We start from the raw sequence: 24,971 nt of genomic DNA, 5'->3' as shown, positions 1-24,971 counted from the left end.
AGACGATTAAAACGAGAACGATGATTCCAGTAGTACTGATTACTAATCCTTTTTGCATCGTGGACTGATATTACCTCGCCATAATACCGTTTATTGTTTCAGCAATAGCAGCTTCATGAGTAGTAACCTGACCGCTTCCAATATATTCGAGTTCGTATTCTTGTTACTTTCATAGCGATCTAATAATGCTCTTGATCTCGGCTCATACGCTCGAAGCAGGCGCAGTTTCCAATCGCTGATGAGTTCGAACCGGGGCGCGATATTAACGGTAGAAGCAGCTATGGTTAGCAACGCTTCTGTAGAAACGGTCGGGCCGCCGCGTAGACGCCAAGTCTTACCATAAGAAGATTCCTTTAAAGCAAGCTCCACCGCATATTGTGCGGCATCATTGAGATACAGATACTCCCGTTTAACAGAGGGGTTACCTAGAACCTTCACCTTTTGCCCTTTTGCGATTTTCTTGAGTGAATAATAAAAGATCGTATTGGAAGCTCCCGCCCCATACAACTCAGGACTATTCAGATGTAAATAACGTTGATCGAAATTGGCCAGCAGCAGTTTATTCTGACCTGAAGGACGATAAACACCTTCTATGATAACAACTTTGGCGCCTGTTCGGGATGAGACTGTCTCGATTGCTTTGAGCATCTGTTGTACCTTTTCTGCATTCTCATCATAAGTCAAATATATGCCGCAGAAAATAACGTCGACTCCGTCTGCAGCAACAAACATTTCGTCTGCATTTCGAACATCTCCTTGCACCGTAAGCAAACGCGGGGAATGATCGAAAGCTTCTTTCATACGGGACAACTTGTGTTGTGACCCTGAATAAGCGATGACATCCATACCTACTTTTATTAATCTCTCAACCAGAACGTTTCCTATTGCGCGGCCTGCTCTAAATGCCCTGATCTGAATGATAGCGGCGTTTGGAGGTTGCTTAGCTTCAGTTAATGGGACAAGGGGAGACCTTCTTTTGGCGTCGCTGACAGTTCCGGTCGCTTCATCCCATTTCACACCCTGTTTCTCAAGAATCGGATGCATCAGGTCGTGAGGCGGCTTACACGATCACACCCGTCCCGCTTACGGCGACCATCAGCATGCCATCGCGAATGACTGCGTAATCAATGTCGACTCCGACAATCGCATTAGCTCCCATCCCCGAAGCTTTCTGGGTCATCTCAGCAAATGCCGCATCTCTCGCTTCCTGAAGTTTGCCTTCGTAAGCGCGTGAGCGCCCCCCTACGAGATCAGTAATCGAAGCCTTAAAGTCTCTGAATACGTTGGCTCCCATAATGACTTCACCGGTGGCAATGCCCAGATACTGCTTGATCGGGGAAATTTCAATAGTTGGTGTAGTGGTTATAATCATAAATTATCCTCCTCAATTGGTCTTGTTATATGGTGATACGCTTGTTGCTGTTTTCCGCTTCAGGCTCCAATCAACCTTTTTCGGATGAGCTCCTATCATGTGCTGCAGGCTTGGACCCGGAGCGATGAACGAGCACGGCGGCGACTAGGGATGTTCTTGGCTGATGGTGTTCCAATGTTTACTTTTAGGACAGCCTGTCGTGTTAGGAACAATGATTCAAGTACTACTGTCTTTCCACCGTGAAGCCTTTCTTCTCCAGCAATGGAACTACCCCTTGGTCGCCCAGCATATGCAGCATTCCAACTACAACCATATACGTTACTTTATTATCACTGTTCAGATAGCCTTTAATCTTCTCGGCCATTTCTACATTGCGGTCAGTCAGCAGAGCCTCGTGATATTCAGCATCCCAATCAGAAGAGTTGGTATATTCGTGCAAGGCGTTATAATCGCCCTTTTTCCATATGTCGGCAAAATAATCGATCCCTCCCTTAGGAGAAAGAGTGACGCCAGAAGATGGATCCAGTGTGTCGAGCAGCAGTTTTTCCTGCAGTGAGTCAGAGTAGTTGTTGTTCGTATTGAACTGGGAATCGATACTTTCCAGCGAAATAACCGGTTTTTTCGCTTTGTTGGCCTTATCGATCAGGTACTGGTCAATCCCTATTTCCGATTGATAGCCTTCTTTTCCAACTATAATTCCCAAGATGTTTTGCTGGACGAACCACGGCTTGAAGCTATCGAAGCTGTTTTCCGGCATTCCATTTGCTTTCAGCAATGCTGTAGCTTTGTTATACGTATCGGCGGAGATATGATCCTTCAGTGTGGTTCCGTCTTTATAAACACCCAGATCCAATACCTGTTTTTGCAATTCTTCTGGAGCGACCTTCGACAAATCGACCTCTACGCCCAAATAATCAGCAGCTTGGAGCGCATTCTCAATCTCCGGACGCAGTGGATACAATCCTTCAAGTACGTAGTGAAGGGAACCCAGCATATAAGCTCCTTAGTAGTAAGATGATAAATTGTTGATAATCAGAGGCTTTGAGTGACCTACTTACCTGGATAAGCTGCTTGTCCCCCTTTCATATTATGAAAATTGAAATAGCCTCCTGAAAGATGCTCATTCCCAATCCTACCAGCCCCAATGAAACAGAACCTGAACGGATAGATAAACATCAGCTTAATTTTGCTCCCGCCGTTTAGGTTCTGTTAAGGTGATTATGCTACTATGGAAATGGGTGAAAACTATGACAAATCTATCCGATATTAAAATCGCAATCGTCGACGACGAGCCTTCGATTGTCACGATGCTGCAAATGGTGCTTCGCAGGGAAGGGTTTCATCAGCTGTACGCGGCTTCCACCTGTGCGGAAGCTCTCGATTTAGCGAAGCGTGAAGCCCCCGATATCATCCTGCTCGACATTATGCTCCCCGACGGCAGCGGCCTGGATCTCTGCTCCAAGCTCCGCGAATACGGGAATCCGCATATTTTGTTTCTGACGGCCAAGGCTTCCGATCTCGATGTCCTGCGAGGCTTCGCCATGGGTGGGGACGATTATATCACGAAGCCCTTCAATCCCCTGGAGGTGGCCGCAAGAATTCAGGCGCGTATACGCCGACTGGAGCCAGAAACCTCGACGTCCAGTCCGGCGAAACGGCCCGATCCGGGGATTTACCGGTTCGGCCGCTTCACCGTCAACGAGGCGGAGGGCGAACTAATCGTGGAGGGACAGCCAGTTCCTTGCCCAGCGCAGGTGTTCCAGCTGCTGCTGCACTTCTGTAAGTTTCCCGGCATCGTATTTTCCAAAACACAGCTCTACGACAAGGTTTGGGGGATCAACGGACAGGGCGATGATTCGACGGTAATGGTGCATATCCGGCGCATAAGGGAGCGGATCGAGATCGATCCCGGCAATCCGAAGCTGCTGCTTACCGTACGCGGGCTTGGCTACAAGCTGGTGAAGGAGCCGCAGGAGCGATGAAGATCCAACAACGCATGGCCTTCCACTTCACGTATCAATTGATCTTCTATGCCCTGCTGATTGTGGCTATTACTCTGGTTGCTTGCATCCTGTTTTTCCAGAACATGACGAGCAATGAGATACGCCGGAACTTTCCGGTTGGCGTCCTGCAACAAATCGCTCAAGAAGCTCATTACAAGGACGGGACGATTCAAATCTCCCCCGAGTGGGACAAGCTCATCAAGGAGAAAGGCATGTGGCTGCAGGTTGTCAGTGCCGAAGGAGAGGTGATATACGGCGTCAATACAACTCCGGATCATGCGCTGTCGGCCTCCTACTCTATCGCTCAACTGCTCGATATTCAAGAGACACGGACGCTTGGGTCGTATGCCGTACACACTCAACTGAATTTTTCTTTCCAGGAGCCGCTTCTGTATATGCTGGGCTACCCTAGTCCAGACCTTGACCAGCTCCTAGCCTGGTTCGACGCCTACGGGCAGCAGGGAATCATACGCAGCGAAGCGATTCCCCTCTTGGACCATCGGCTTCGCGAAACTGGCAGCTATCTGCAGGTGATCGATACCGAGAGCCATATCGTACAAGGTATCGGCGATGGAGCATACGTGAAGAAGGCATATCGACCGCTGGATATTCTGGCCATCCAGCAATCGCCCAGCAACTATGACACGAATATTGTCGCCCATCGGGACAAGCTGAGCGGAATGACCTGGATGCTCTATACGACCCATGCAGCCGGAGCCCCTCTGAAGCATCCTGTGCTGGAAACGGCAACGCGTGGCCTCGTCTGGTTTGCAGTTCTGATCCTGCTCTTGGCGCTGCCGATCTCCATCTGGCATGGCTACCGCTACGGTCAGCCGCTGATTCTGTTCGCAGGCTGGTTCGAACGTATGGGCCGCGGTCAGTACGACCAGGTACTGACCGCCAAGGACATGCGCAAGGTATTCCGCCGCAATGGCATGATGCGAATCCGCTACAGGCTCTATAAGGAAGTGATTGAATCCTTCTATCAGATGACTCATCAATTGGCTCAAATAGAGAAGGAACGCGAAAGGCTGGAAAAGGCTCAAGCGGAGTGGATGTCAGGGATTTCCCACGATCTGCGCACGCCCCTGGCCACAATTCAGGGCTATGGGTATATGCTGGAGAGCTTGCCTGAGCAATGGAGCCAAGAGGAGATGCGCATCATGGGCTCGACGATCCGGGAAAAAGGAGATTATATGCTGGAGTTGATCTCCGACTTCTCATTGATTCATCAGCTCAAGCAGGGCGATTCGATCATGGAGCTTCGGGAGATCGACTTGGTTGAGCTGGTGCGCCGCTCCGTACTGAAGTACGTCAACGACGCCACGATGTCTGAGTATCAGTTTCACTACGTTGGGGAGGAGCGTCCCCTGCTGGTACAGGCAGATGAAACCTGGCTGCAGCGACTGATGGACAATCTGCTGTCCAACGCCTTGAAACATAACCCGCCGGGCGTGATCGTTACCGTCTCTGTCGGCAGGATGAACGACAAGGCTTGCATCCGAGTAATCGATAATGGCAAAGGAATGGACGAGGAAACGCTGCATCATTTGTTCAATCGCTACTACCGGGGAACGAATACTGTAGAATCGACGAATGGTTCCGGGCTCGGGATGAGCATCGCCAAAACCATCGTGGAAGCGCACGGCGGCGAAATCCAGGTACAATCCAAAGTGTGGCAAGGCACGAAAATTGAGATCCTGTTGCCTTACTGAGCAAAATCAGGATTGAAGCGTGTGATTCCTTTACATGCTAGGCAGACGGCCACGGCTTTTTGCGGGGCTTAGCGATCAAGCGACACTGAGATCACGTCATTCTCCCTTTTACGCTCGGCTTCCTCATTGCGGTAGGCCTCCTGAATTTGCTCCAGCGGGTAGTGTCGGTCGCTAACCGTCTGGAGCTTTCTATAAACCAAAGCCCGGCTCTTTAATCTGATTAAAGAGCTATCTGAGGAAACAGATATACTCACGCACTTTATGGAGTGCAATAGCTAATGCCGCCTTTCTTGGTGCATACGCCTATCCATATATTGTCTTGGTGAACACCCCTGATATCTTTTAAACAATTGATAGAACTGGGCAGGACTCGTAAAGCCAACTTTTCCGCTAATTTCTGTTACCGACCATGCCTCCGTCAGCAAGAGCTGCTCCGCCCGCTTCATCCGGCGCATTTGTACATAAGACGTAAATGTCATCCCCATTCCCTTTTTGAACAGCTTGGCAAAATAACTGTCATTGTAGTTCAATTTGCCGCTAACTGCAGTAAGGTGGCAAGGACCTTCGAGACATTCTTCGATAAAGGCGAGAGCTGGGCGCAGCTTTTCGGCAAGATGCGGATCCATGGGTACGATCAACCGATCTTCGTCAATTTTAATGAGCATGTATAGGAGACCTTTCAAGCTTGCATTTACAGACAACTCATAGCCGCGCTGCTTCTCCGACATATCCAACAGCATTAGTTGGAGAATCCGAAATGCTTCTAACTTGTATGCTGGGTACTTGATTAGCTTCTCGTTTAATGGGATCAAGCTGGTAGACCGTCCCGTAAATGCAGCATAATAGGGCAGCAAGGACGGGTCCATAAACGACGCTATGTCTGCATGACAAACGATATACGTCAGCGCTTGCTGCCGATATTTATAAGAGCGATGCAGTTCATTGGAGCCGAGCATCACCACATCGCCGGCTTGCAGCTCATAGCTGCAAGTGGATGTTTCCATCCGCAGCACTCCCTCAACAACGGCTATCCACTCCATTTCTTGATGGTAGTGCCAAACGCCATACTGCTCCGATGCCTCATTGGCATGATGAATGGTCCATATCTTCAGCCTGAAATAAGGGTCCGAATAGTCCACCTGCTCTTTGTCGTACGCTTCGAGATTAACGGGCACAGCGGTTCCTCCGACTTCCTCTTGACTTGTCCCTATTCTACCATAAATATCCGATTTCAAGACATATTTACCTGATTTCAAGAGGCTTTCTTCTACATAATTATCTAAAATAAAGAGAAGGAAAGCCACTATGGAAGGAGTGTACTTGGCATGAAAAGTTTACCTGCTGGTCATGACCTGAGGCTGCCGGCTTGGGGCCCTTATACGAAGCAATATATGGGCATCTCCCATATCAGCGATCAAGCGCGTGGATTACGCTTTGACCTCAGCTTAATGCCGGGATTTTACAGAAGAAAGATTGATATCCCCTCCGTGTTATGGGAATCCGGCTATCATCCGTGGGAAGCTACGGCAGATTACAGCTTTTTCTCTCACCGCCATGAGCTGGAATGGAAGGATGAAGTATACACGGATATCTCATTTAGCCGATTGGACGATAACTCTCGTCTGGTGCGTGCGAGATTCGTCAACCAGACCAACCATGCTCAAAACCTGGTGCTGCATTGGATGGCTTCCCTACAACCGCCCCGGCTTCCGGGACATAGGGAAATTCATGTATGCGCTGAGGCTCGGCTGCCCCAAGGAGCTCAATGGATAGATTCGCTTGATTACAAGGAATTGACCTTTGCGCGCTCTCGCCCATCAGACGGTTTAGTGTATGACGGCTACTTGCGCGGAGAAACGCGCGGTCAGCATTATACCGGAGGCTCTGCCATCGGACAAGGCTTCGGTACGGATGAAGGCGATCTGCTGCTCTATGAAGTACAACTGAACACCTCCTTGCGGGAAGGCACATTTCTTCTCCGATATCAAGCATCTCATAACGGAGATCTCGATATTCGAATCGGCCAACAGTCCTATCGCTTGAATGTGCATAAATCAGAAGAGCTTCGTACTTCAACTGTACACGTAGGCGGAATCCCTGCGGGCTCGTTCAGCGTTGAACTTTATGGGACAGGCACAGGAGCCATAATAATAGATGGATTTACACTAGTCGAACAAGCTGATATCGAAGTTGTCTCTTTCCCTGACTTACCCTGGCAAACGGAGCCTGAGCTTCTGGAAGGCCCTGTCACAGGCAGCCTGATTCTCCGGTATGACAATTGCCCTTATCATTACGGACTTATGTGGAATTTTCCCGATGTCGAGGTTCGGCAATATAAGAACGACGAGTTGGATCGTTATGCGCGTCATACGGTTCACAATCATGTCGACGAGGTCCTTCTCGGGAATGAGAAAGGCCACTTTACGAATATTTTCATGCGGCCGATTCACTTGAATCCGAATTCATCCATTACCCTGCACGGCATGGTTTGCTCTGGCTCATACGAGGAGGTGCAAGCCGCCCTTCAGCAATTTACCTTGAAGGATGAGCAGTGCGAGATTGTTTATCAAGCAGCAAGGGCAGATCTGAATCGCCCTTCCTGCTATCCGACAGGCGCTACCTACCTGTTCAGCCAGCAATTAATGAGAGCTACGCTGCTCACGAATACGGTATTTCCTGTCTATACGAAGCGCAGCTATATCCGTCACAATACACCCGGCCGATGGTGGGATTCACTTTATACGTGGGATTCTGGATTTATCGGACTCGGTCTCATGGAACTGGATGCCCAGCGTGCGTTGGACTGCTTGAATGCCTATTTGACCGAGCCGGGGGATTCTCAGGCCGCCTTCATCCATCATGGCAGTCCGGTGCCTGTCCAACATTATTTGTTCCTGGAATTGTGGAACCGCGGCCAAGCTCAAGCCTACGTGCATGCTTTATATCCGCAATTAAGGCAATATTACTTGTTTCTAGCCGGCAAAATCGGCGGTTCAACAACAGATACAGGCCATTCAGGATTATTAAAAACATGGGATTACTTCTACAATTCCGGGGGTTGGGATGATTATCCGCCTCAGAAATATGTACAAGCACAAGCGTTGGAGCATACAGTTGCACCTGTTATTACTACAAGTCAAGCCATTCGTGTTGCTAAAATACTTAAAATGGCTGCCCGCATGTCGGATGCATGGCTGAAGGATATTCCGGAGTACGAGGCAGATATCCGCTTATGGAGTGAAGCGCTTGAAGCGTATGCTTGGGATGAAGAAGCCGCATATTACAGCTATGTTGTTCATGGCGAAGATGGCCAACCCGAAGGCATCCTTCGACATGCTTCAGGCGCCAATTATAACAGGGGCATGGATGGCCTGTATCCTTTAGTTGCCGGAATTTGCACCAAAGAGCGGGCAGAACGGCTGATCTCCGCATTATTTGATGAAACCCGGCTCTGGACGCCAATCGGAATATCGACAGTTGACCAAAGCGCCCCCTACTATCGAGCAGACGGGTACTGGAACGGGGCAGTCTGGATGCCTCACCAGTGGTTTTTCTGGAAAACGATGCTGGACCTGGGTCATCCCGAGCTGGCTTTCCGAATTGCCGATACAGCGCTTACGGTATGGAAACGAGAAACCGAAACGACTTATAACTGCTACGAGCATTTTATCGTGCATACCGGGCGCGGAGCAGGATGGCATCATTTTGGCGGGCTGTCGGCCCCCGTCTTGAACTGGTTCGCCGCTTATTATGAACGAGGCAAGGTTTCTGTCGGGTTCAATGTATGGATGCTGGAACAGTCCTTTAACGAGACGCTCACCACATACAAAGCCGAATTCTGCTATGAAGGGGCTACCGATCAACCTTTCAGCTTAATTGTCAATATGGCGAGCGGACACCAGTATGAAGCCAGCAGTACGGGCTGTGTTGTAAATTGGACAATGAACCCGTGCGGCGGTTTGGATCTAGTTATCACTGACTGCCTGCCGCAGGCAGCCATAAGGATTCAAGCTGTCGATGCCCAGAAGTCCGGTGAATAAGTCCCGCTGCGCCGCCAAATATCCTTCCGAAGTACGGAAACAAAGGCGAACGCTAACGCTTCTCCAGGATCATTTGGCCGCTCCGTTCATGATTCACCGGACTTCAAGTTGTTTATAAATTATTGTCATAATAAACAACGCATCTATCCCTGAGATAGATGCGTTCTTCACATGTATAATAGTTGTATATGTACACTTCAAATATAGGGGATCTTAACTATCACTGTCGTTCCATAACCTACCTGACTTTCAATCCCTACCCCATAACCTTCTCCAAACAGCAGCTTTATCCTGTTATTTATATTGGAAAGACCGATACTTTTCCCACCAAAACTGTTTTTCACTCTCTCCGAATCTTCCATATTCAGTTTCGCTTTAATGCTTTCCAGCTCATCTTTACCTATCCCTTTTCCAGAATCCGATACTTGAAAACATACATCTCCATTAGCATCTATATGACCGCTCACGCTAAGATGTCCCCCTGCGTCCATACTTTCAAGTCCATGATATACTGAATTTTCAACAATGGGCTGCAAGATCATTTTAGGTGTTTTCATTTCCAATAGCTTTTCATCAACATTTACTTCCATAGAAAACTTGTTTTCATATCTAATTGAGATAATATTCAAATATGCCTTAATACATTGAATTTCTTCACTTATCCTAACAAGTTCGTCTTGTTTAATACTATATCGAAATATCTTGGACATACTTGAAGTGATCTGAGCTATTTCCTTGCTGCCGTATTCAAGTCCGATACTGCTTATGCAATTTAATGTATTATACAGGAAATGCGGGTTTATTTGACTTTGTAAGGCAGAAAATTCGGCCTGCTTTTTGCTGAGCTCTGACTCATATAATCTTCCCTGTGTATTAAATATATTTCTTGTCATCTCTTCCATTTTGTCAATCATGCTATTGATATCATACGCCAACACTCCAACTTCATTGGTTGAGCGTACCTTTATCCTGAAGCCCATATCTCTTTCACCAATTTTTCGCATATCTGCTACAAGCCCCATGACAGGTCGTGTTAGATTATTTAAGAAAAAATACCCGAGAATAATCATACTTAGACTTATACCAATCCCTGCTATAATACTAATATTTTTAATAGCATTCATGTCCGTTGTCAATTCATGCACCGGAATAATACTTACTATACTCCACCCATCCGCCTGCTCCAGGCCTTTTTCCTGAACGATTACGTCTTCCCCATTTATTGTTGTTTTTACTCCATTGGTTAAACTATTTCTATCTACTGAAAGTATATCCTTGAATAAAATGCCACGTAAATTTGCATTATTGGATGCAATGACCTCATTTCGGCTGTTTAGAATATACAAAGTAGAGTTAGGCGTCAATTCCGTATTTTCAACAAGTTCTTGCATTTTTTCCGTATTAACCATAACTGAACAATAGCCTGTTTTTTGAGAAAAATAAACCCCGCCAATAGATTCAATAATAGGTGCTATATAAAAGAAATATTCATTTCCTGTTTTTTCGTTTTTTAATATGTTTGTAAACTTTCCTTTTTTAACAGACTCACTATCATTTTTATAATCACTGATAAATTCATCATATTGTTTCAAAAAAAAAATATCACCATTTGTGGAAGCTAAGCTGTAAACTCGTCTTCCTTGATTGTCATTAATAACAATTCCATTCACGTAAGAATTAAAGGACCTCATATACTCCATGAGATCCAGTACATAAGTGCCTATATCGAAATCCCTCGTATAGTCATCCTCTGCAATGGTGAATTCTTGTATCTTTTTATTATTAACAGCTATGTTTGTACTGACCTTTATATCGTTAAAAACTGAATCTATCTTTTGGCGTGTTTGTTCGATGATTTTATTACCATAATTGGTAGCTCTATTCTGAGTCAAATTATAAAAGCTATAATAGAAATAGAACTCCATTGCTGTAAATATTATAATCGCGAATAAAAATATGAGTAATATCTGATGTTTGAGCTTCAATCTACTAATCTTCAAATTCCCCCACTCCGATCCTGCAAAAAGGTTATATAAATCAGCTTTTTCTGAATTTCGTAGGCGTTATCCCACATTGTTTCTTAAATACTTTATTGAAATAATAGTAATCAGAAAACCCTACTTTTGTTGTAATTTCTTCAATTGATAATTCTGTATGTTTCAATAGCTCACAAGCTTTTTTTATCCTCAATTCAGTTACATATTCCGAAAAGGTTTTGCCCAAAACTTTTTTAAAAAGCTGGCAGCAATATACTTGGTTTACAAAGAATTTTACGGATAAATCTTTAAGATATAGCTTGTGCTGATAATTATTGTCGATGTATTTAACCATCTGAATAAAATAGGAGTCTATATCACCTTCATTTACAGACTCGCTGTTCAGTTGCTTGATGTATATAAAAATGTCATATAAAAAACTGCATAATGACTCAAAGTTTTTAAAGCGCTCTTTCAGTTCAGAGTAATTCAGGAAATCAAGTTCCATGTATCTCAGCTCTTCGTAATATGTGCCAACCAACACACTGACCACTTGATTCCATAAATAAACCACCTCCCCCATACCTAAATTATTTTGTTTGAAAGAATACATGAGTGTTTTCATGATGTCATCCATTTCTTCAAACTTATTCTCTTGAATAATAGAAGAAATTCGATCTATAAACGGCTTAACCAAATTAAGCTTTGGCTCATATTCAAATATACCTTTTTCCTCATTTAAAAATATGTTTGACGCTGCGATATCTGATTCCTTTATAAGCTTAGCAATATTTTCATAATTATTAGAAATGCTGCTGATTCCTACCGCTTTTATATCTGAACCAGTGAAAACTGTAGCATCCAATCTATCATCCAAATCAGTACTTTTTTCACTTTTGAGAATATATAATGTCTTTCTTGATCCAAATTCAACTTCCAATGTATGTTTACTATCAAAAAAATTTCTGTCATTATAATCCTTTTTTTCGCTATTTGAATACATGATAAGTACACGAAAGTAATAGTCCGATGTATGATCAAAAAATGAAGTTAAATGTTTTAATTCTCTTTTATCCGTTGAGATTAGAGCCTCTAGAATAAGGTTATTTCTCATACTTTTCTTTTTAGAAAAATGCAATGCCAGCTTTTCAATTAATGGATCTGCCATCTCTATATCTATGGGCTTCAGGAAATAATCCAGCGCACCATACCTTAAGGCCTCCTGCGCGTATGCAAATTCAGCGAAACCGCTTACAATAACGAACTCAACATCCAATTCCTTTTTTTTGGTCATTCTAATAAGGTCAAGGCCGGAAATTTCAGGCATTCTTATATCTGTAAAAACGAGATCAGGACGCTCTTCGCATATAAAATCAATTGCCTTATGGACGCTTGTAAATTGGCCCGTGATTTCAAACCCGTATTTATTCCAGTTAAATGCATTCCGTATTCCTTTTATCGCCCACGGTTCATCATCTATAATAATAACACTATACATAAGTACCCCCTTGATAGCTGATATACCTATTCCTAACAGCCTATCCGCCTGCCGTTCTATAATCTGCTAAAATTTTAACCCTTTACCAGCAAAATAACAAGACAGCCACACGTTCCATGATAAAAACCTATGGATATAACGCCGTTATGTCCATAGGCTTTTAACTTTATCCGCTGATATGTCAACGGCCTATATGAACTTTTGGATTACTTCTTATTTCTTATTGGATTGCATTGCCTTGTAGATTTTCACATTTTCATCCATTACAGTCTGCCCGCCTGCTGCCATATACTCTGCAACCAGCTTATCGTACAAGCTGTCGAATTCTGCAGGCTTGCAAACAATAAGTTTATCCGTCATTTGTTTGTCCATATCCCCAAGTGTTTTGCCAAACTTAATATTAGACTCACTTGGCGTATCATAGAAGAAATTTGTGTAAGTATCCGTAGTATTGATTTTGTATGATTTTTCTGCAGCATCTTCGAGACCTGGAGCCGATGCAGCTAAAGCCTTAATATTCTTCTGAGGATCACCCAGCTCCACACCATTTACAACCAATGTAAGATCAAGATTTAGATTACTGGTTTGCATGTTGTCCCCTGTTTGATTGATAACCTGCGGAATACCATTAACCATCTTGTGATTAACGCCTTCCTGTCCATATTGCAGGAAGAATAATACTTTGGGGTCGGACATCCAGTTTAAGTATTTAATTGCCAGCTCTGCATTTTTACTGCTCTTAGGGATAAAGATATTCACTCCATTTTCATTGTACGCGATTTTCTTGTATTTTCCTTCAGAATTCTTAAAAGTATCAATAGGAACAAAGCTTGCGTTAGGTACATTGGCTTTTAAGGGCTCACTGATACTTTGCCTTAATGGATAATCCCAGTTAGCAATCAAGAATCCAACTTTACCATTTGTAACGTCAGCATCCGCCTGCTTAGCCGTTTTGTCTAGGGCAAAATCAGGGCTGATTAATTTTTCATTGTAGAGCTTGTTAAGAAACTTGAGCGCATCCTTATTTCCGGGTCTTAGCCAACTCGGAGTTGTAACGAATTCTTCCTCCGACTGCTTCCCCCAGAAAGATTCGCCTAAATTTCCATAGTTATAGTTCATACCGGTTGCTGCCAATCCCCAGGGAATAACCCGATCTACGCCTCCAGGATTTTTATCTCTGAATGCAATTAAAGTATTATATAATTCATCTCGGGTGGTAGGAATGGGCATCCCCACTTTATCCAGCCAATCCTTTCTAATAAACATACCATTCCATGCGAGCGAAGTTCTTTTTGCAGGGATCGCCATCTGCTTCCCACCAAAAAGTCCGTAAGAAAGAACGGTCTTACCGAGATAATTCGTTAATTCCTTACCATGCTTAGCTAATAAATCATCCAATTGAATAATGCCATTAACCTTAGCGTATCGTGATACGGTTGCACTGTCATAAGTAAATGATATATCAGGCGCCTCGCCTGCAGCCATCAATACATTGAGCTTATCAATTTCCTGTGACCTGGGTACCGGAACGAACTTCACAACCGCATTATTCGGTTTTCCAAAATTTTCATTAATGTACCGTGTCCAGGTATTATTGTTCAAATCCGGTTGTCCCTGTATTCCTCTGTCAAATACTTCAACCGTTAATGTAACCGGCGTACCTGAAGGCGTTGCAGCTGCCGTTGACGTTGACTGGCCTTCTTTTTTACTCCCGCTTTCACATCCTGCCACTGTACTTATTAATAGCGTCATAACCGGTAATACAGCCAACAATTTTTTATTTTTCATTTTTGACCTCTCCTTATTACTTAGTCATTTCGAAAACTCTATGGCCATTTGTATGAGTCCTCACCAATCCTGGCTGATCGGCATAGTAACCACCTCCTTTCTTTTCCAGGTTCAGTATCAGCCCTTAATTGCTCCCGTCATGACACCATCAACAAAATATTTTTGAAGTTTAGGGTAAACAACTAATATAGGGACTGTTGCAAACATTACACTAGCCGCTTTCAATGACTCAGGAACAATAAAGGCACCCATACTACCCTCACCTTGCTGGGCATCTAACTGTTGATTTGCAGTTATAATTTGATACAGCTTTAATTGCATCGGATATAGGTTCTTATCTGTTATATAAAAAAGTGCATCTTGAAAACCATTCCATCTGTCAACCGCATAAAAGAGGCTTAAGGTTGCTATAGCAGGCAAAGATAGCGGAAGAACTATCCGTACAAGTATCCCCAGTTCATTACAACCATCTATAGATGCCGATTCTTCCAGGCTTTCCGGAAGTGACGAGAAGAAGGTCTTTAGTATGATCAAATTGAAAACACTCATAGCACCAGGCAAAACCAAGCTCCATATCGTATTAATCATTAGCAGGTTTTTTACCAGAATATAGCTTGGAATTAAACCTCCACTAAAATACATCGTAAATACCAGGAATGTTAAAAAGAAGCTTCTTCCCTTTAATCTTCTCTTTGTAAGCGGATACGCTGCGCATACGGTTAAAAACATACAGATTATTGTATATATAATAGTAAGAACAATCGTATACCCTAGTGTATAAATCATCTCTATATCGTTTAAGATCGTTTTATAGGTTTCAATTGTGAATTCTACCGGCCAAAGAGCAACCTTCTGCGAAATAATTGCATTATTCGAGCTTAGAGAAAGAGCAATCATATACAGAAATGGAACCAGACAAGTAATGGCTACTCCAGTAAGGAATAATATAATACATAGATCAACTAAATTAGTTCTTTGCTTTCTACTCAACAAGCCCATCTCCTCACCAAATTCCCTGTTCCCCAATTTTTTTAGCAATAAAATTCGCTGTCACTAAAAATACCAACCCGACAACAGATTGAAATAGTCCCACTGCTGTTGCCTGTGAAAAATCGCCAGATCCAATTCCGATCCTATAAACAAATGTACTGATTACATCGGAGTATTCACTTACCAGTGAATTTCCCAAAACAAATGGCCGATCAAACCCTATCGAGAGCATTCTTCCAATTTGTAAAATAAGCAAAATAATAATTGTAGGCTTAATTCCAGGCAAAGTAATATGCCATATTTTACGAAGCCTGTTGCACCCATCCATATCTGCAGCTTCATATAACTCCTTGTTTATTCCAGTTATTGCCGCTAAATATAAGATTGTACCCCACCCTGCACTTTGCCATATCCCAATAGCCAGATACATGATCAGCCAATTCGTTTTTTGAGAAAGAAACTCAATCTTAGCGAAACCAAGGCTAGATAGGAAACTATTCGCCATGCCTCCAGAAGAAAATATCAGGTATGCCATACCTCCAATAATGATCCAGGACAAGAAATGCGGTAAATATAAAATAGTTTGGGTCGCTTTTTTAAATCTTACATGCCGGAGTTCATTCAACAAAACTGCCAGTATTATTGGTGCTGGGAAACCTACTATCAAATCCAGAAAATTTAAAACCAGTGTGTTTTTAAGAGCACGGTAAAAACTATTTTGTTCAAATATGAATTTGAAGACGTCAAGCCCAACCCACTCGCTCCCGCTAATTCCCTCAAAAATGTTATAGTCCTGGAAAGCCATCAATACACCATATATGGGAGCATATTTAAATATTATGATATAAGCTATTGGCAATAGTAAGAGAAAATAAAGTAGAGAATCTTTTTTTAAACTATGTACGATACTGTTTTTCCTGTTTACTTTGATATTACCTCTAGAGCTGCCTACAACCGCTTTCAATTACATCATCCCTCTTCCAATAAGTTTTAACCAAACATCCTCCTGTTCAACAATTTGCGCTACAAATCTTATAAAGATATCTTCATGTAGAAAATTATACGCTCAACATTTATTAATAAAATGTAATTTTCTAAAATTAATTTGGTAATATTTTAATATTTTTAATTACCAAGGCATGCTGGCTGCACCAGTGCTTTCCGCAGCAGTCCCAGCCAGCACCCCGATATACAACCGCTTTTTTATCACAAAACTGACTTCGCCCTCAACTCTTCCTCGAATCTTTTTCCTGCTGCATTTTTCACTCTGTAGATCGTTCCGTCAGGCTGCTCTTCCAGGTTATATAAACCGAAGGTAGCCAGATTCTCTTTAAACGATAGACCGTTCGTCCGGTAGGGCCAATCCACCATATCTAGAAAAGGGAACCAGGTAACACCATAAAGCTCAATCCCCTCTTCACTCATTTTCCAGCTTGCACGAATAACATCTTCCAGCCAAGAAACTCTCTCTTCTTCGCTACCATTGTAACTTGTCTCCGTAATGAAAATGGGTCTGTGATAGCGTTGATACAGTTCTCTGGCAATATCGATCATATCCTCGGCAGATCCCATCACCGCCCTTGGGATCTGTCCTTGCTCAACAGTTTCTTGGCCAATCACATTTAAGGAAAATTGCGGATAATAATTAACTCCGACCAGATCAAGTTCAATGCGATTCTGCGCATACCATGCCAAATCCTGATCGCTCATATGATGATCTTGAACCCAAGTGAACAGCGGATGTCCCTTCTGAATTCGCCCCTGCACCAACTCCCACATGATGAATCGTATTTCATTCCATAATCGGGTTGCTTCTTCGTAGGATTGATCCTCTGCCACATACTTCTTGGAAGCCTCCACGTGCACCATTACGGCATTGGGATCAACCTCTTTTAAGCATTTAACGGTCATAATGATCCCCTTACACAACTGATTTATCATCAGCGTAAAGCCAAGTACCCCTGTTAGATATGGAGGCCATTTCCCACTCCACCCGCACCATTCCGCATTAACGAATGGTTCATTAAGTGGAGTATAGTAAGAAGCTACACCCTTGTATCTTTCCGCAAATGCCTTGGCATATCTCGCAACCAATTGCGGATACTCCGCATTCATGAATTCGTTCTTGAGCCATAACGGCGTACCATAATGCATCAGGTCAATAATAGGCACTAAATCGCGATGTTGATCGAAATAACCCATTACCTTATCCGTCCATGACCAATCAAATACACCGTTGCTGGTTTCAATTCGATACCAAGGAATACCATAACGAATCATGGTAGCCCCTGTCTCCCTGACTCTATTTAAATCCTCCTCCCAGTATTGATAGTGCTGCGTAATCTCATATTCATCCAGAACCCTCTCGCCTCTGGCCGTTTGACCAATGAAGGTATTTTCGAAGCCTACAGCCCAAACCCAAGGATGTAATTTGTCCATACAGTAACTTTCTCCTTTTCCGTCATCTCTGATCTCTATTCTTTTAAGCCAGTAAAAGCGACACCTTGAATAAAATACTTCTGTGCAAATAAAAAAGCGATAACAAGTGGAGAGGTAGCAATCACGGCACCAGCAGTTAAAACTCCATATTCCACCACATGCTGACCCATAAATAGGGCAAGTCCGGCCGGCAAGGTTCTCATATTCTCAGTACTCGTAATAATTAATGGCCACAATAAATCATTCCAGTTGTACATCAAGTGGAACAGTGCCAGACTGGCAATAGCGGGCTTAGCCAGTGGTAAAATAATTTGCCAATAGAGCCTAAATTCTGAGCACCCGTCAATTCTAGCTGCCTCATCCAACTCTTTGGGCAATCCTATAAAAAATTGCCTAAGCATAAAAATACCGAATGCATTCGTTGCTCGTGGAATAATTAATCCCCAGAATGTGTTGAGCCAGCCCAAATGGCTGAGCATAATAAACAACGGAATGATTGTCACCTGAACGGGAATCATCAATGCCACCAACACGAGGAGAAATAACTTATTTCGTCCTCTAAATGAAAGTCTGGCAAACGCATAACCGGCCATTGAGTCAAAAAGGAGAGAAATCAAGGTAACACTGAAAGAGAAAATAACGCTATTTTTGAAAAAAGCGAGAAAAGGAATCCTACTCCATACATGTAAATACGAGTCTAAGATCATTTGGGACGGTACTAATGTAGGGGGAAAATGCACAATTTCATTCTCAGGCTTAAACGATGTAAATACCATCCATACGAATGGAAAAGCAATAACAACAGCTGCCGCAATCAGCATCAGATACTGGAAATTGCGGGTTACATGTGACTTCATGTCCAGTACCCCCTAGTCCGTTTCATTGTAATTAAACAGCTTAAGCTGAGTTAACGTAATTAGAAATACAACAACAAACAAAACCCAGGCAGCTGAAGAGGCATAGCCCATATCCAGCAATTCAAAGCCTTGATGGTAAATGTAATACACGATGGTTTCCGTACTGAACAAGGGACCTCCGTGCGTCATAACAAACACCTGATCGAATACTTGAAATGAAGCAATTATGGATATTATGGTTACGAACAATGTTGTATGTCGTAGTGATGGCAAAGTAATGTGCCAAAATTTCTGAAATGTATTCGCACCGTCCATTTTTGCAGCTTCATACAATGAGATCGAGATTCCTTGCAAGCCTGCCATAAAAATAACCATATTGAATCCGACATTTTTCCAAATAGCAATCAGTATGACGGCTGGCATCGCCCATGTTGTATCCCGTAGCCAACCTGTCACGGAAAAGCCAATGAGATGACCATAATAAGATAGCAATCCGATATCCGGATCCATTAAAAATGACCATATAATCGAAAGTACTGCAAAAGATGAAATCACAGGTAGAAAATAAATAGCTTTAAAGAAACTCATTCCCTTGAGTGTCAAATTACATAATAATGCGAGCAGCAGCGAGAAAAAAATACCCAAAGGAACAGAACTTACTGTAAAATAAACAGTATTTCGCACAGAGTTCCACAAGCGTTCATCTTGCATCAGCTTGCTGTAGTTATTTATCCCAATGAAGGGGTGCTCTGTTTCCAGCAGACTCCATTGATGCAGACTTAACCAGAATGAGTTAATAATCGGCCAAAATACAAATAATGACAATAGGAGCGCTGTTGGCAATAAAAAGAAAAAGGCTGCCCGGCTTTGTTTGGTCAAAGTCCTTCTGTTGACGCGTGGGCTTATCATAGCTACCTCCTGGATCTCGTTCATTCTTATTTGTTTGATAAGAGGGCATCCAATTTCTTACTTGCATCTGCCATAGTAGCTTCCACAGTACCTTTATTGTTAGTAATCGCTTGAATAGCTGGTGTGAAAATGTCACTGTCAATTTTACTAAATTGCTCTAAGCCTGCTAAGTAAAATCTGGAATCATTTGCGACTGCAGCGAATTGTGGAATGAGAGGATTCGACTTCACTAGCGGATTGTCACTTAAATCAGTTCTCGTTGGAGGGAAGCCGCTTTTTGAAGACAGATAAGCTTGAGCATCTGCACTATTCCAGAACTTCATGAACTCGTAAACCTCATCTTTATGCTTGGTGTTTTTCCCAATCACCATCGCAGCAGCATTAGCAAGTGTAACTTTGCCTGCAGGGCCTGATGGAACCGGTGCAACGCCATAGTTTACGCCGCTTAACCCACCAGCCATCCAAGGACCATTGATTTCCATTGCAGCTTTGCCAGAAGCGAAGATTTTGTCCGCATCTCCCCCCGTCAGATTAACAGGAGAAATCCGCTTGTTTGCGACTAAGTCAGCCCATATTTTAAGCGCTTCCACAGTTTTGCTGTCGTTTAACATTGATTTCTTATGATCTGCAGAAAGAAGATCTCCGCCATTCCCCCAAATAAGAATGGGCCACATCGGAATTGTTGCATGGTCAGCAAGCACCAGTCCATATTGTTTCTCATTGCCGTTCGTTTTCGTTGTTTTCATAATAGCATCCTGCCATTCTGCCCATGTCGTCGGAGGAGCAGCAATCCCAGCAGCTTTAAATAAGTCCTTGTTATAGTACATTAATAACGTTGCCGTATTGGCAGGTACTGCATATAATTTACTGTTATATTTCATAGCATCGACTAAACTCGTTGCCATCACCTTAGGATCAATTCCCTTCCCATAAATATCATCTACAGGAAGAATCAAATTGCCTTTGGCATATTGTGGAATTAATGCGGAATCGAAGGATGCGATGTCAGGCCCTTGACCCGATGCAAGAGATGTAGGTAATTTGGCTAGAAGTGCATCCCAAGGAGAGATCTCCATCGTAACCTGAATATTGGGGTGACTGTCGTTAAATCGCTTCACAAGTTCCTCATAAGCAGGACGATCCGGACCGGTAAACCCATTCCAATACGTTAGCGTTACTTTGGCTTCAGAAGCTGCTTTGCTTCCTGTTTCTGATCCTGTGTTGCTACTTCCACATGCTGTCAGGACCACTGATAAAGTAAATACCGATACGAACGAAATCAACCATGACTTTTTCTTTAAAAGGTTGTTCATAGTATTCCTCCTGTTTGGTTTAAAAAGTGATAGACCCTTACTTTCTGACAACTTGAATAGCTACATAATGCTACATGTACATCACCTCCTTCAAAATTTAAATCGATTTAAATTTGTTTTAAAAAAAAGACTTTATGGCATACCCGCACCGCAGGATTCACGAATAATTAAATGGGTAGACATAACCGTTCTTTTTTCCTTTACTTCTTGGTTATTTAAGACGGCCATCAATTTCTCCGCGGCCACATAACCGAGCTCTCTCATAGGCTGATGAATTGTCGTTAACATGGGAGTAACCACTGTCGACATATCTATATCATCGAAACCTACAACGGACACATCACCTGGAACCGAAATCTTGTTTTCTTTATAAAATTTCAGTGCACCAATGGCCATTAGATCATTCCCAGCGAATAAAGCATCATAAACGATTTGTTTCCGCATTAATTCCGCAGCAGCTTCGTATCCGGACTCTCTAGAAAAGTCCTTCTCCATAATCAATGCTTCATCATAATGGATTTTGTTATCCATGAGTGCTCTCTTATATCCCTCCAACCTATCAATACCTTCTTGATGGTCCAGCGGGCCTGTAATATGTACAATTCGCTTCCTGCCAATCCGTATAAGATGCTCTGTGGCTGTATAAGCCCCCCCCATATCATCTCTTTCAACAGTTAGCGCATCCTCATGATGCCATTTCCCCAAATACACAACTGGGAAACCAGATTCGACCATTCTTAATATGTTTTTGTCATGGATAGAAGCTGAAGAAAGTATAATCCCATCTGCACGTCGATTCTTTAATATTTTATTGTAGGCGGCAGATTCATCTTTTTCGGAGGGGCTTGTGGAAATTAGTAAATTATAATTGTGCCTGTCTAATACTTCGTTAATCCCTTCTAGCAGTTGTGCAAAGTAAGGGTGTGTAAATACATGGTGAGAAGTATTGGGAATGATAAATGAGATGGTTTCTGTTTTCTTAGCTCTAAGACTGCGACCAATCTCATTAGGAATATAATTCAACTTCATTGCTGCTTCTTCAACCAGCTTTTTCGTTTTCACGTTTACCCTTGGATCACCAGAGAGTGCTAAGGATACGGTCGCGGTTGAAACATTGGCTAGATTGGCAACATCTTTTATTGTAACTGTGAAATTTTTCAATAGTTGCTCCTTTTATTTTAAATCGATTTAAATTATAACCAAATAGTAAAACGTTTTCTTTTTTTTGTCAATACTTTCTAAGCTCAACTGTTGGTGTGAGTAACGATTATAAATGAGACTGAAAAGTACCAGATTAAGTTCTTTTACGATGTTTATTTAAGATATTCAATTATTATATATGAGACAACGTGGGTCCATGAGTATTATAAATGAGACGTTTCGACCAAATGGACTCATTACTGCATGTACAGTCAATTGCTTTAAATGTCGCGCCTCTTTCCTCAATCCAAATTTAACCCATAATCCAGTATGATTGCGGCGGAAGAATCAATAACCGTTTGTAAAAAACGATACAGAAAATCAAAACATATTTTATTTCTTAACCCATGTTCGGTAACAAATCCAGCAACCGAATCATAAATATCATCCTTGTGTAAAACAGGGATGTTGATTCTCTTGCCTGGTTCGTTTGATAATGTCGATTTCCCAGCTCCAGACACTCCCCTAAATAATATGATTTTAGACATATAACCACTCCCTAGAATTTTTACAGGTACAACAGAGGCTGCCGACGTTTGTCCGTAGGCAGCCTCTCATGCAAGATGTTTACTGGGTGGGCCGCAAGCAGTTCTTGCCTTGCTTCAATAAGCCATGGGTGCACAACCTTTAGCTTATCCCTTTGTCCCCAGACATGGTTTAGGTAAACCAATATCGCCCCATCCAGATCAAAAACCTCAAGTTTCTGTCTCATCTTCTCCTGATATGGATGTTCACCTGGCAGTTCCCAAGAAATTTTATCAGCGACGAATAAAACCTTATCCAATGGACTTGCTCCTGCCTTTAGGGTCGTATGGCATTCAATTGCGTTTAAAATAGCTATATCCGTACAACCGAATATTCCCATAGCCATGTCCTTCGAAAGCTTCTGATGAATTATTCTCGGAAAACGTAGCTCCACTTCAATGATGTCGATTGATTGAGCTTCCGCAATACTCATCATCCTATCTTTCGGAACAACATTACTAACGTCATGGAGTAGCGCCGCTTGCAAGGCAAATGTCTCATTTACACCAAATAATTGAGCGATTCGGACTGCTTCGTTTACAACATTGATTGTATGGTCAAGGGTTTCATGTTCATTATGATATTTCAAAAACGCCTGTACGTCTTTTCTTAATTCCCCTGAAAATACAACCCCATTAATAAACCGCTGATATTCGTACACTACACTCATTCTTTAGCTCCTAACGAGACATTTTCGAACATCAAATTCAATTCTTGCGCCACATCATCAATAAATCTTTCAACCATTTCGAGAGAGATAATTCGAGGTGTGAGTCTACCCGCCGATGTACCCCGCGGCAGCCCTCGAATTGTTTATTATGGAGTTCTAGTTCCCCGTAGTTCCAAACCTCTTTTAAATAATCTTATTTGACCATTCGACCATTCCATAGAATAATAAGTCTTCATAGCTCTCCCTCTTCATTACATGCTCTGGGAAAGTACCTTCGTGTATTCATCCCAATTTTGGTTCTGATGGAACATCATGCGATGGGTTCACCAGTTTGGGCCGGAATTAGACAAGCAAATTCGTCCCTTTCTAAAACCGACTAACGTCTCCTTTAAGCCAGCAGTTATCGAGGTAAAACGAACGGGAAAAGGGTACTAGAAAAAGATAGTACTTACGGGAACTTCCGATGTCATTTAAAATAGGATTGTAAGTGATAAGCAAATGAAAAATCAGGAATGATTTTGGTGGAAATCAAGGAGCCTTATTGGTATTGAAAAACCACGAAGACGTTTGTTATAGCATTTGCCTGTATGTGCTGCAGTGTGAAGAGATGGCTTATGAATCGGCAAAAACTGCCTTGTACAACCTTATTGAATGCGACGCATTTTTCTTTGAAAATTCTCAAGCAAAAAGTATCCTGCTTCGTAAGGAATCGATATAATGCGCGCTGCAACTGATTAAATTAAAGTTATAACACTTAATTAGTCAAAGAGTAAAGACAAGTAAGAGAGGAAGTGTTGATTATGCTAATCATTTATTCCACAGGTTCTCTGATTCTTCTGGCGTTCGCTCATTGGCTGCTATGGGGGACAATCCGCTTCCAGCATAACCTTCGATGGGTAGGTATATTAACTACATTCATCATCCTGGCTCTGCCTTTACTTTATATGCTGTACAACAACGATCCTGCGAAGATAGTAGGGGCTAATATTGGTCTGGGTCTTTCCTTTTTTTTCACATGGATAGTAACATTGCTACTATTGCTCACGGCAGGCATACGTCTTTTTATACAAAGAAAAAAAGTTCGGTAATCGAAAACGTTAGTTTAATAAATTAACAGGCTGCTCCCACAACAGCCTGCTTTTGTGTGCGTTTTCGTGGGGTGACATGTCTCACGTAAATGGGACGAGCAGAAAAAGGAGCTTTGACACCTCACAAGACAACCAGAATCTGAAATATCTTAACCATGGATTGCCCAGACCCAATTCAATGTATTTCAGACTTAACTCCCCCATCACAGAGTCGTTATAAATTAACTTTTACACAAAAATTTTCATCTTTCCCTCACATCAAGAAGAAAAGAAGAGCTGCCATACGGCTGCACTATCGTTATACGTCGTTTAATCGTCCTAGGAATCAAGTTCGTGATGAAGGTGGTTCAAAAAGTTTCTTCTTTATGCATATCATTTCTAGCTTTTAGACGTTCAAATAACACTTCTACAGGCACATCAGTAAAATGAATTTTAAAGCCAGCCCCTAGGTTCTTGGCTCTGGAACGAAACTCGTCTCGTTGACTTTGAACCCAGCATCCGAAATCCAGAATTACATCAACACCAAGAACTAAAACTCTAGCCGCCACGTCCCACATTAGGGATTCCACTGAATCATGTCTAGAATCA

Annotated in this window: 23 protein-coding genes and 1 pseudogene; 6 read left to right on the top strand and 18 right to left on the bottom strand. The window is 42.7% G+C overall.

Going from position 1 to position 24,971, the window contains the following annotated elements:
- Window positions 1-90: 90 nt before the first annotated feature.
- From BK127_RS33345 to BK127_RS33335, 3 genes are all read right to left on the bottom strand, one after another.
- On the bottom strand, window positions 91-1,044 hold the full coding sequence (locus BK127_RS33345; protein WP_076236416.1) for a Rossmann-fold NAD(P)-binding domain-containing protein: 954 nt from the start codon (window positions 1,042-1,044) through the stop codon (window positions 91-93).
- Window positions 1,045-1,060: 16 nt separating this feature from the next.
- Window positions 1,061-1,372, bottom strand: coding sequence for a YbjQ family protein (locus BK127_RS33340; RefSeq protein WP_076236415.1), 312 nt, complete (start codon window positions 1,370-1,372; stop codon window positions 1,061-1,063).
- Between the two features lie 223 nt (window positions 1,373-1,595).
- On the bottom strand, window positions 1,596-2,366 hold the full coding sequence (locus tag BK127_RS33335; protein WP_076236414.1) for a TraB/GumN family protein: 771 nt from the start codon (window positions 2,364-2,366) through the stop codon (window positions 1,596-1,598).
- 253 nt (window positions 2,367-2,619) lie between these two features.
- Here BK127_RS33335 and BK127_RS33330 point away from each other — a divergent pair, with 253 nt between their 5' ends.
- The gene (locus BK127_RS33330; protein ID WP_076236413.1) at window positions 2,620-3,354 is read left to right on the top strand and encodes a response regulator transcription factor; all 735 of its coding nucleotides are present in this window, start codon (window positions 2,620-2,622) and stop codon (window positions 3,352-3,354) included.
- Complete coding sequence (locus tag BK127_RS33325; protein WP_076236412.1) at window positions 3,351-5,090, top strand: sensor histidine kinase; 1,740 nt, start codon at window positions 3,351-3,353, stop codon at window positions 5,088-5,090. Before BK127_RS33330 ends, BK127_RS33325 begins: the two co-directional genes overlap by 4 nt.
- Window positions 5,091-5,158: 68 nt before the next feature.
- On the opposite strand, the gene BK127_RS45115 is transcribed toward BK127_RS33325, so the two are convergent.
- Window positions 5,159-5,290, bottom strand: coding sequence for a hypothetical protein (locus BK127_RS45115; protein ID WP_256711558.1), 132 nt, complete (start codon window positions 5,288-5,290; stop codon window positions 5,159-5,161).
- Window positions 5,291-5,365: 75 nt separating this feature from the next.
- Complete coding sequence (locus tag BK127_RS33320) at window positions 5,366-6,346, bottom strand: AraC family transcriptional regulator (RefSeq protein WP_076236411.1); 981 nt, start codon at window positions 6,344-6,346, stop codon at window positions 5,366-5,368.
- Window positions 6,347-6,415: 69 nt separating this feature from the next.
- Here BK127_RS33320 and BK127_RS33315 point away from each other — a divergent pair, with 69 nt between their 5' ends.
- Window positions 6,416-9,130, top strand: coding sequence for an MGH1-like glycoside hydrolase domain-containing protein (locus tag BK127_RS33315; protein WP_076236410.1), 2,715 nt, complete (start codon window positions 6,416-6,418; stop codon window positions 9,128-9,130).
- 197 nt (window positions 9,131-9,327) lie between these two features.
- Here BK127_RS33315 and BK127_RS33310 read toward each other — a convergent pair whose 3' ends face one another.
- The 12 genes from BK127_RS33310 to yqeK form a co-directional block, all read right to left on the bottom strand.
- A complete protein-coding gene (locus tag BK127_RS33310) occupies window positions 9,328-11,022 on the bottom strand; it encodes a sensor histidine kinase (RefSeq protein ID WP_256711557.1) in 1,695 nt (564 codons plus the stop codon).
- Window positions 11,023-11,167: 145 nt separating this feature from the next.
- The gene (locus BK127_RS33305) at window positions 11,168-12,604 is read right to left on the bottom strand and encodes a response regulator transcription factor (protein ID WP_076236408.1); all 1,437 of its coding nucleotides are present in this window, start codon (window positions 12,602-12,604) and stop codon (window positions 11,168-11,170) included.
- Between the two features lie 213 nt (window positions 12,605-12,817).
- The gene (locus BK127_RS33300) at window positions 12,818-14,392 is read right to left on the bottom strand and encodes an extracellular solute-binding protein (RefSeq protein WP_076236407.1); all 1,575 of its coding nucleotides are present in this window, start codon (window positions 14,390-14,392) and stop codon (window positions 12,818-12,820) included.
- Window positions 14,393-14,509: 117 nt separating this feature from the next.
- Entirely contained in the window at window positions 14,510-15,391 is an 882-nt protein-coding gene (locus tag BK127_RS33295; protein WP_076236406.1) for a carbohydrate ABC transporter permease, read from the bottom strand.
- Window positions 15,392-15,395: 4 nt separating this feature from the next.
- Window positions 15,396-16,346 carry an ABC transporter permease gene (locus tag BK127_RS33290; protein ID WP_076236405.1) on the bottom strand — a complete coding sequence of 317 codons (951 nt, stop codon included), beginning with the start codon at window positions 16,344-16,346 and terminating at the stop codon, window positions 15,396-15,398.
- Window positions 16,347-16,588: 242 nt separating this feature from the next.
- The gene (locus BK127_RS33285; protein WP_076236404.1) at window positions 16,589-17,821 is read right to left on the bottom strand and encodes a family 1 glycosylhydrolase; all 1,233 of its coding nucleotides are present in this window, start codon (window positions 17,819-17,821) and stop codon (window positions 16,589-16,591) included.
- A gap of 35 nt (window positions 17,822-17,856) precedes the next feature.
- Entirely contained in the window at window positions 17,857-18,678 is an 822-nt protein-coding gene (locus BK127_RS33280; RefSeq protein WP_076236403.1) for a carbohydrate ABC transporter permease, read from the bottom strand.
- 12 nt (window positions 18,679-18,690) lie between these two features.
- Window positions 18,691-19,587 carry a carbohydrate ABC transporter permease gene (locus BK127_RS33275; RefSeq protein WP_076236402.1) on the bottom strand — a complete coding sequence of 299 codons (897 nt, stop codon included), beginning with the start codon at window positions 19,585-19,587 and terminating at the stop codon, window positions 18,691-18,693.
- A 26-nt stretch (window positions 19,588-19,613) separates the two neighbouring features.
- On the bottom strand, window positions 19,614-20,951 hold the full coding sequence (locus tag BK127_RS33270) for an ABC transporter substrate-binding protein (RefSeq protein WP_179097692.1): 1,338 nt from the start codon (window positions 20,949-20,951) through the stop codon (window positions 19,614-19,616).
- An 81-nt stretch (window positions 20,952-21,032) separates the two neighbouring features.
- The gene (locus BK127_RS33265; protein ID WP_076236401.1) at window positions 21,033-22,061 is read right to left on the bottom strand and encodes a LacI family DNA-binding transcriptional regulator; all 1,029 of its coding nucleotides are present in this window, start codon (window positions 22,059-22,061) and stop codon (window positions 21,033-21,035) included.
- Window positions 22,062-22,342: 281 nt separating this feature from the next.
- The gene (locus tag BK127_RS33260) at window positions 22,343-22,588 is read right to left on the bottom strand and encodes a hypothetical protein (RefSeq protein ID WP_076236400.1); all 246 of its coding nucleotides are present in this window, start codon (window positions 22,586-22,588) and stop codon (window positions 22,343-22,345) included.
- 20 nt (window positions 22,589-22,608) lie between these two features.
- The gene (yqeK, locus tag BK127_RS33255) at window positions 22,609-23,295 is read right to left on the bottom strand and encodes a bis(5'-nucleosyl)-tetraphosphatase (symmetrical) YqeK (RefSeq protein WP_076236399.1); all 687 of its coding nucleotides are present in this window, start codon (window positions 23,293-23,295) and stop codon (window positions 22,609-22,611) included.
- 309 nt (window positions 23,296-23,604) lie between these two features.
- On the opposite strand from yqeK, the pseudogene BK127_RS43215 reads away from it, so the two are divergent.
- The 3 genes and pseudogenes from BK127_RS43215 to BK127_RS33250 all read left to right on the top strand — a co-directional run.
- Window positions 23,605-23,688: pseudogene (locus tag BK127_RS43215) on the top strand (IS6 family transposase); the annotation flags it as partial.
- A 154-nt stretch (window positions 23,689-23,842) separates the two neighbouring features.
- Window positions 23,843-24,013, top strand: coding sequence for a hypothetical protein (locus BK127_RS44110; RefSeq protein ID WP_179097691.1), 171 nt, complete (start codon window positions 23,843-23,845; stop codon window positions 24,011-24,013).
- An 82-nt stretch (window positions 24,014-24,095) separates the two neighbouring features.
- Complete coding sequence (locus BK127_RS33250) at window positions 24,096-24,383, top strand: hypothetical protein (RefSeq protein WP_076236398.1); 288 nt, start codon at window positions 24,096-24,098, stop codon at window positions 24,381-24,383.
- 347 nt (window positions 24,384-24,730) lie between these two features.
- Here BK127_RS33250 and BK127_RS33245 read toward each other — a convergent pair.
- Window positions 24,731-24,971, bottom strand: a 241-nt coding sequence (locus BK127_RS33245) for a P-loop nucleotide/nucleoside kinase family protein (protein ID WP_179097690.1), incomplete at its 5' end; no start/stop codon positions are given.

The sequence above is a fragment of the Paenibacillus sp. FSL H7-0331 genome, from assembly GCF_001956045.1.
This window is presented reverse-complemented; position numbering and strand designations above follow the sequence as displayed.

Bases quoted from the DNA above. Each gene is read 5' to 3' on its own strand.
- BK127_RS33345 (WP_076236416.1), bottom strand. From the start codon at position 1,044: ATGCATCCGATTCTTGAGAAACAGGGTGTGAAATGGGATGAAGCGACC.
- BK127_RS33340 (WP_076236415.1), bottom strand. From the start codon at position 1,372: ATGATTATAACCACTACACCAACTATTGAAATTTCCCCGATCAAGCAG.
- BK127_RS33335 (WP_076236414.1), bottom strand. From the start codon at position 2,366: ATGCTGGGTTCCCTTCACTACGTACTTGAAGGATTGTATCCACTGCGT.
- BK127_RS33330 (WP_076236413.1), top strand. From the start codon at position 2,620: ATGACAAATCTATCCGATATTAAAATCGCAATCGTCGACGACGAGCCT.
- BK127_RS33325 (WP_076236412.1), top strand. From the start codon at position 3,351: ATGAAGATCCAACAACGCATGGCCTTCCACTTCACGTATCAATTGATC.
- BK127_RS33315 (WP_076236410.1), top strand. From the start codon at position 6,416: ATGAAAAGTTTACCTGCTGGTCATGACCTGAGGCTGCCGGCTTGGGGC.
- BK127_RS33305 (WP_076236408.1), bottom strand. From the start codon at position 12,604: ATGTATAGTGTTATTATTATAGATGATGAACCGTGGGCGATAAAAGGA.
- BK127_RS33300 (WP_076236407.1), bottom strand. From the start codon at position 14,392: ATGAAAAATAAAAAATTGTTGGCTGTATTACCGGTTATGACGCTATTA.
- BK127_RS33295 (WP_076236406.1), bottom strand. From the start codon at position 15,391: ATGGGCTTGTTGAGTAGAAAGCAAAGAACTAATTTAGTTGATCTATGT.
- BK127_RS33285 (WP_076236404.1), bottom strand. From the start codon at position 17,821: ATGGACAAATTACATCCTTGGGTTTGGGCTGTAGGCTTCGAAAATACC.
- BK127_RS33280 (WP_076236403.1), bottom strand. From the start codon at position 18,678: ATGAAGTCACATGTAACCCGCAATTTCCAGTATCTGATGCTGATTGCG.
- BK127_RS33275 (WP_076236402.1), bottom strand. From the start codon at position 19,587: ATGATAAGCCCACGCGTCAACAGAAGGACTTTGACCAAACAAAGCCGG.
- BK127_RS33260 (WP_076236400.1), bottom strand. From the start codon at position 22,588: ATGTCTAAAATCATATTATTTAGGGGAGTGTCTGGAGCTGGGAAATCG.
- yqeK (WP_076236399.1), bottom strand. From the start codon at position 23,295: ATGAGTGTAGTGTACGAATATCAGCGGTTTATTAATGGGGTTGTATTT.
- BK127_RS33250 (WP_076236398.1), top strand. From the start codon at position 24,096: ATGCTAATCATTTATTCCACAGGTTCTCTGATTCTTCTGGCGTTCGCT.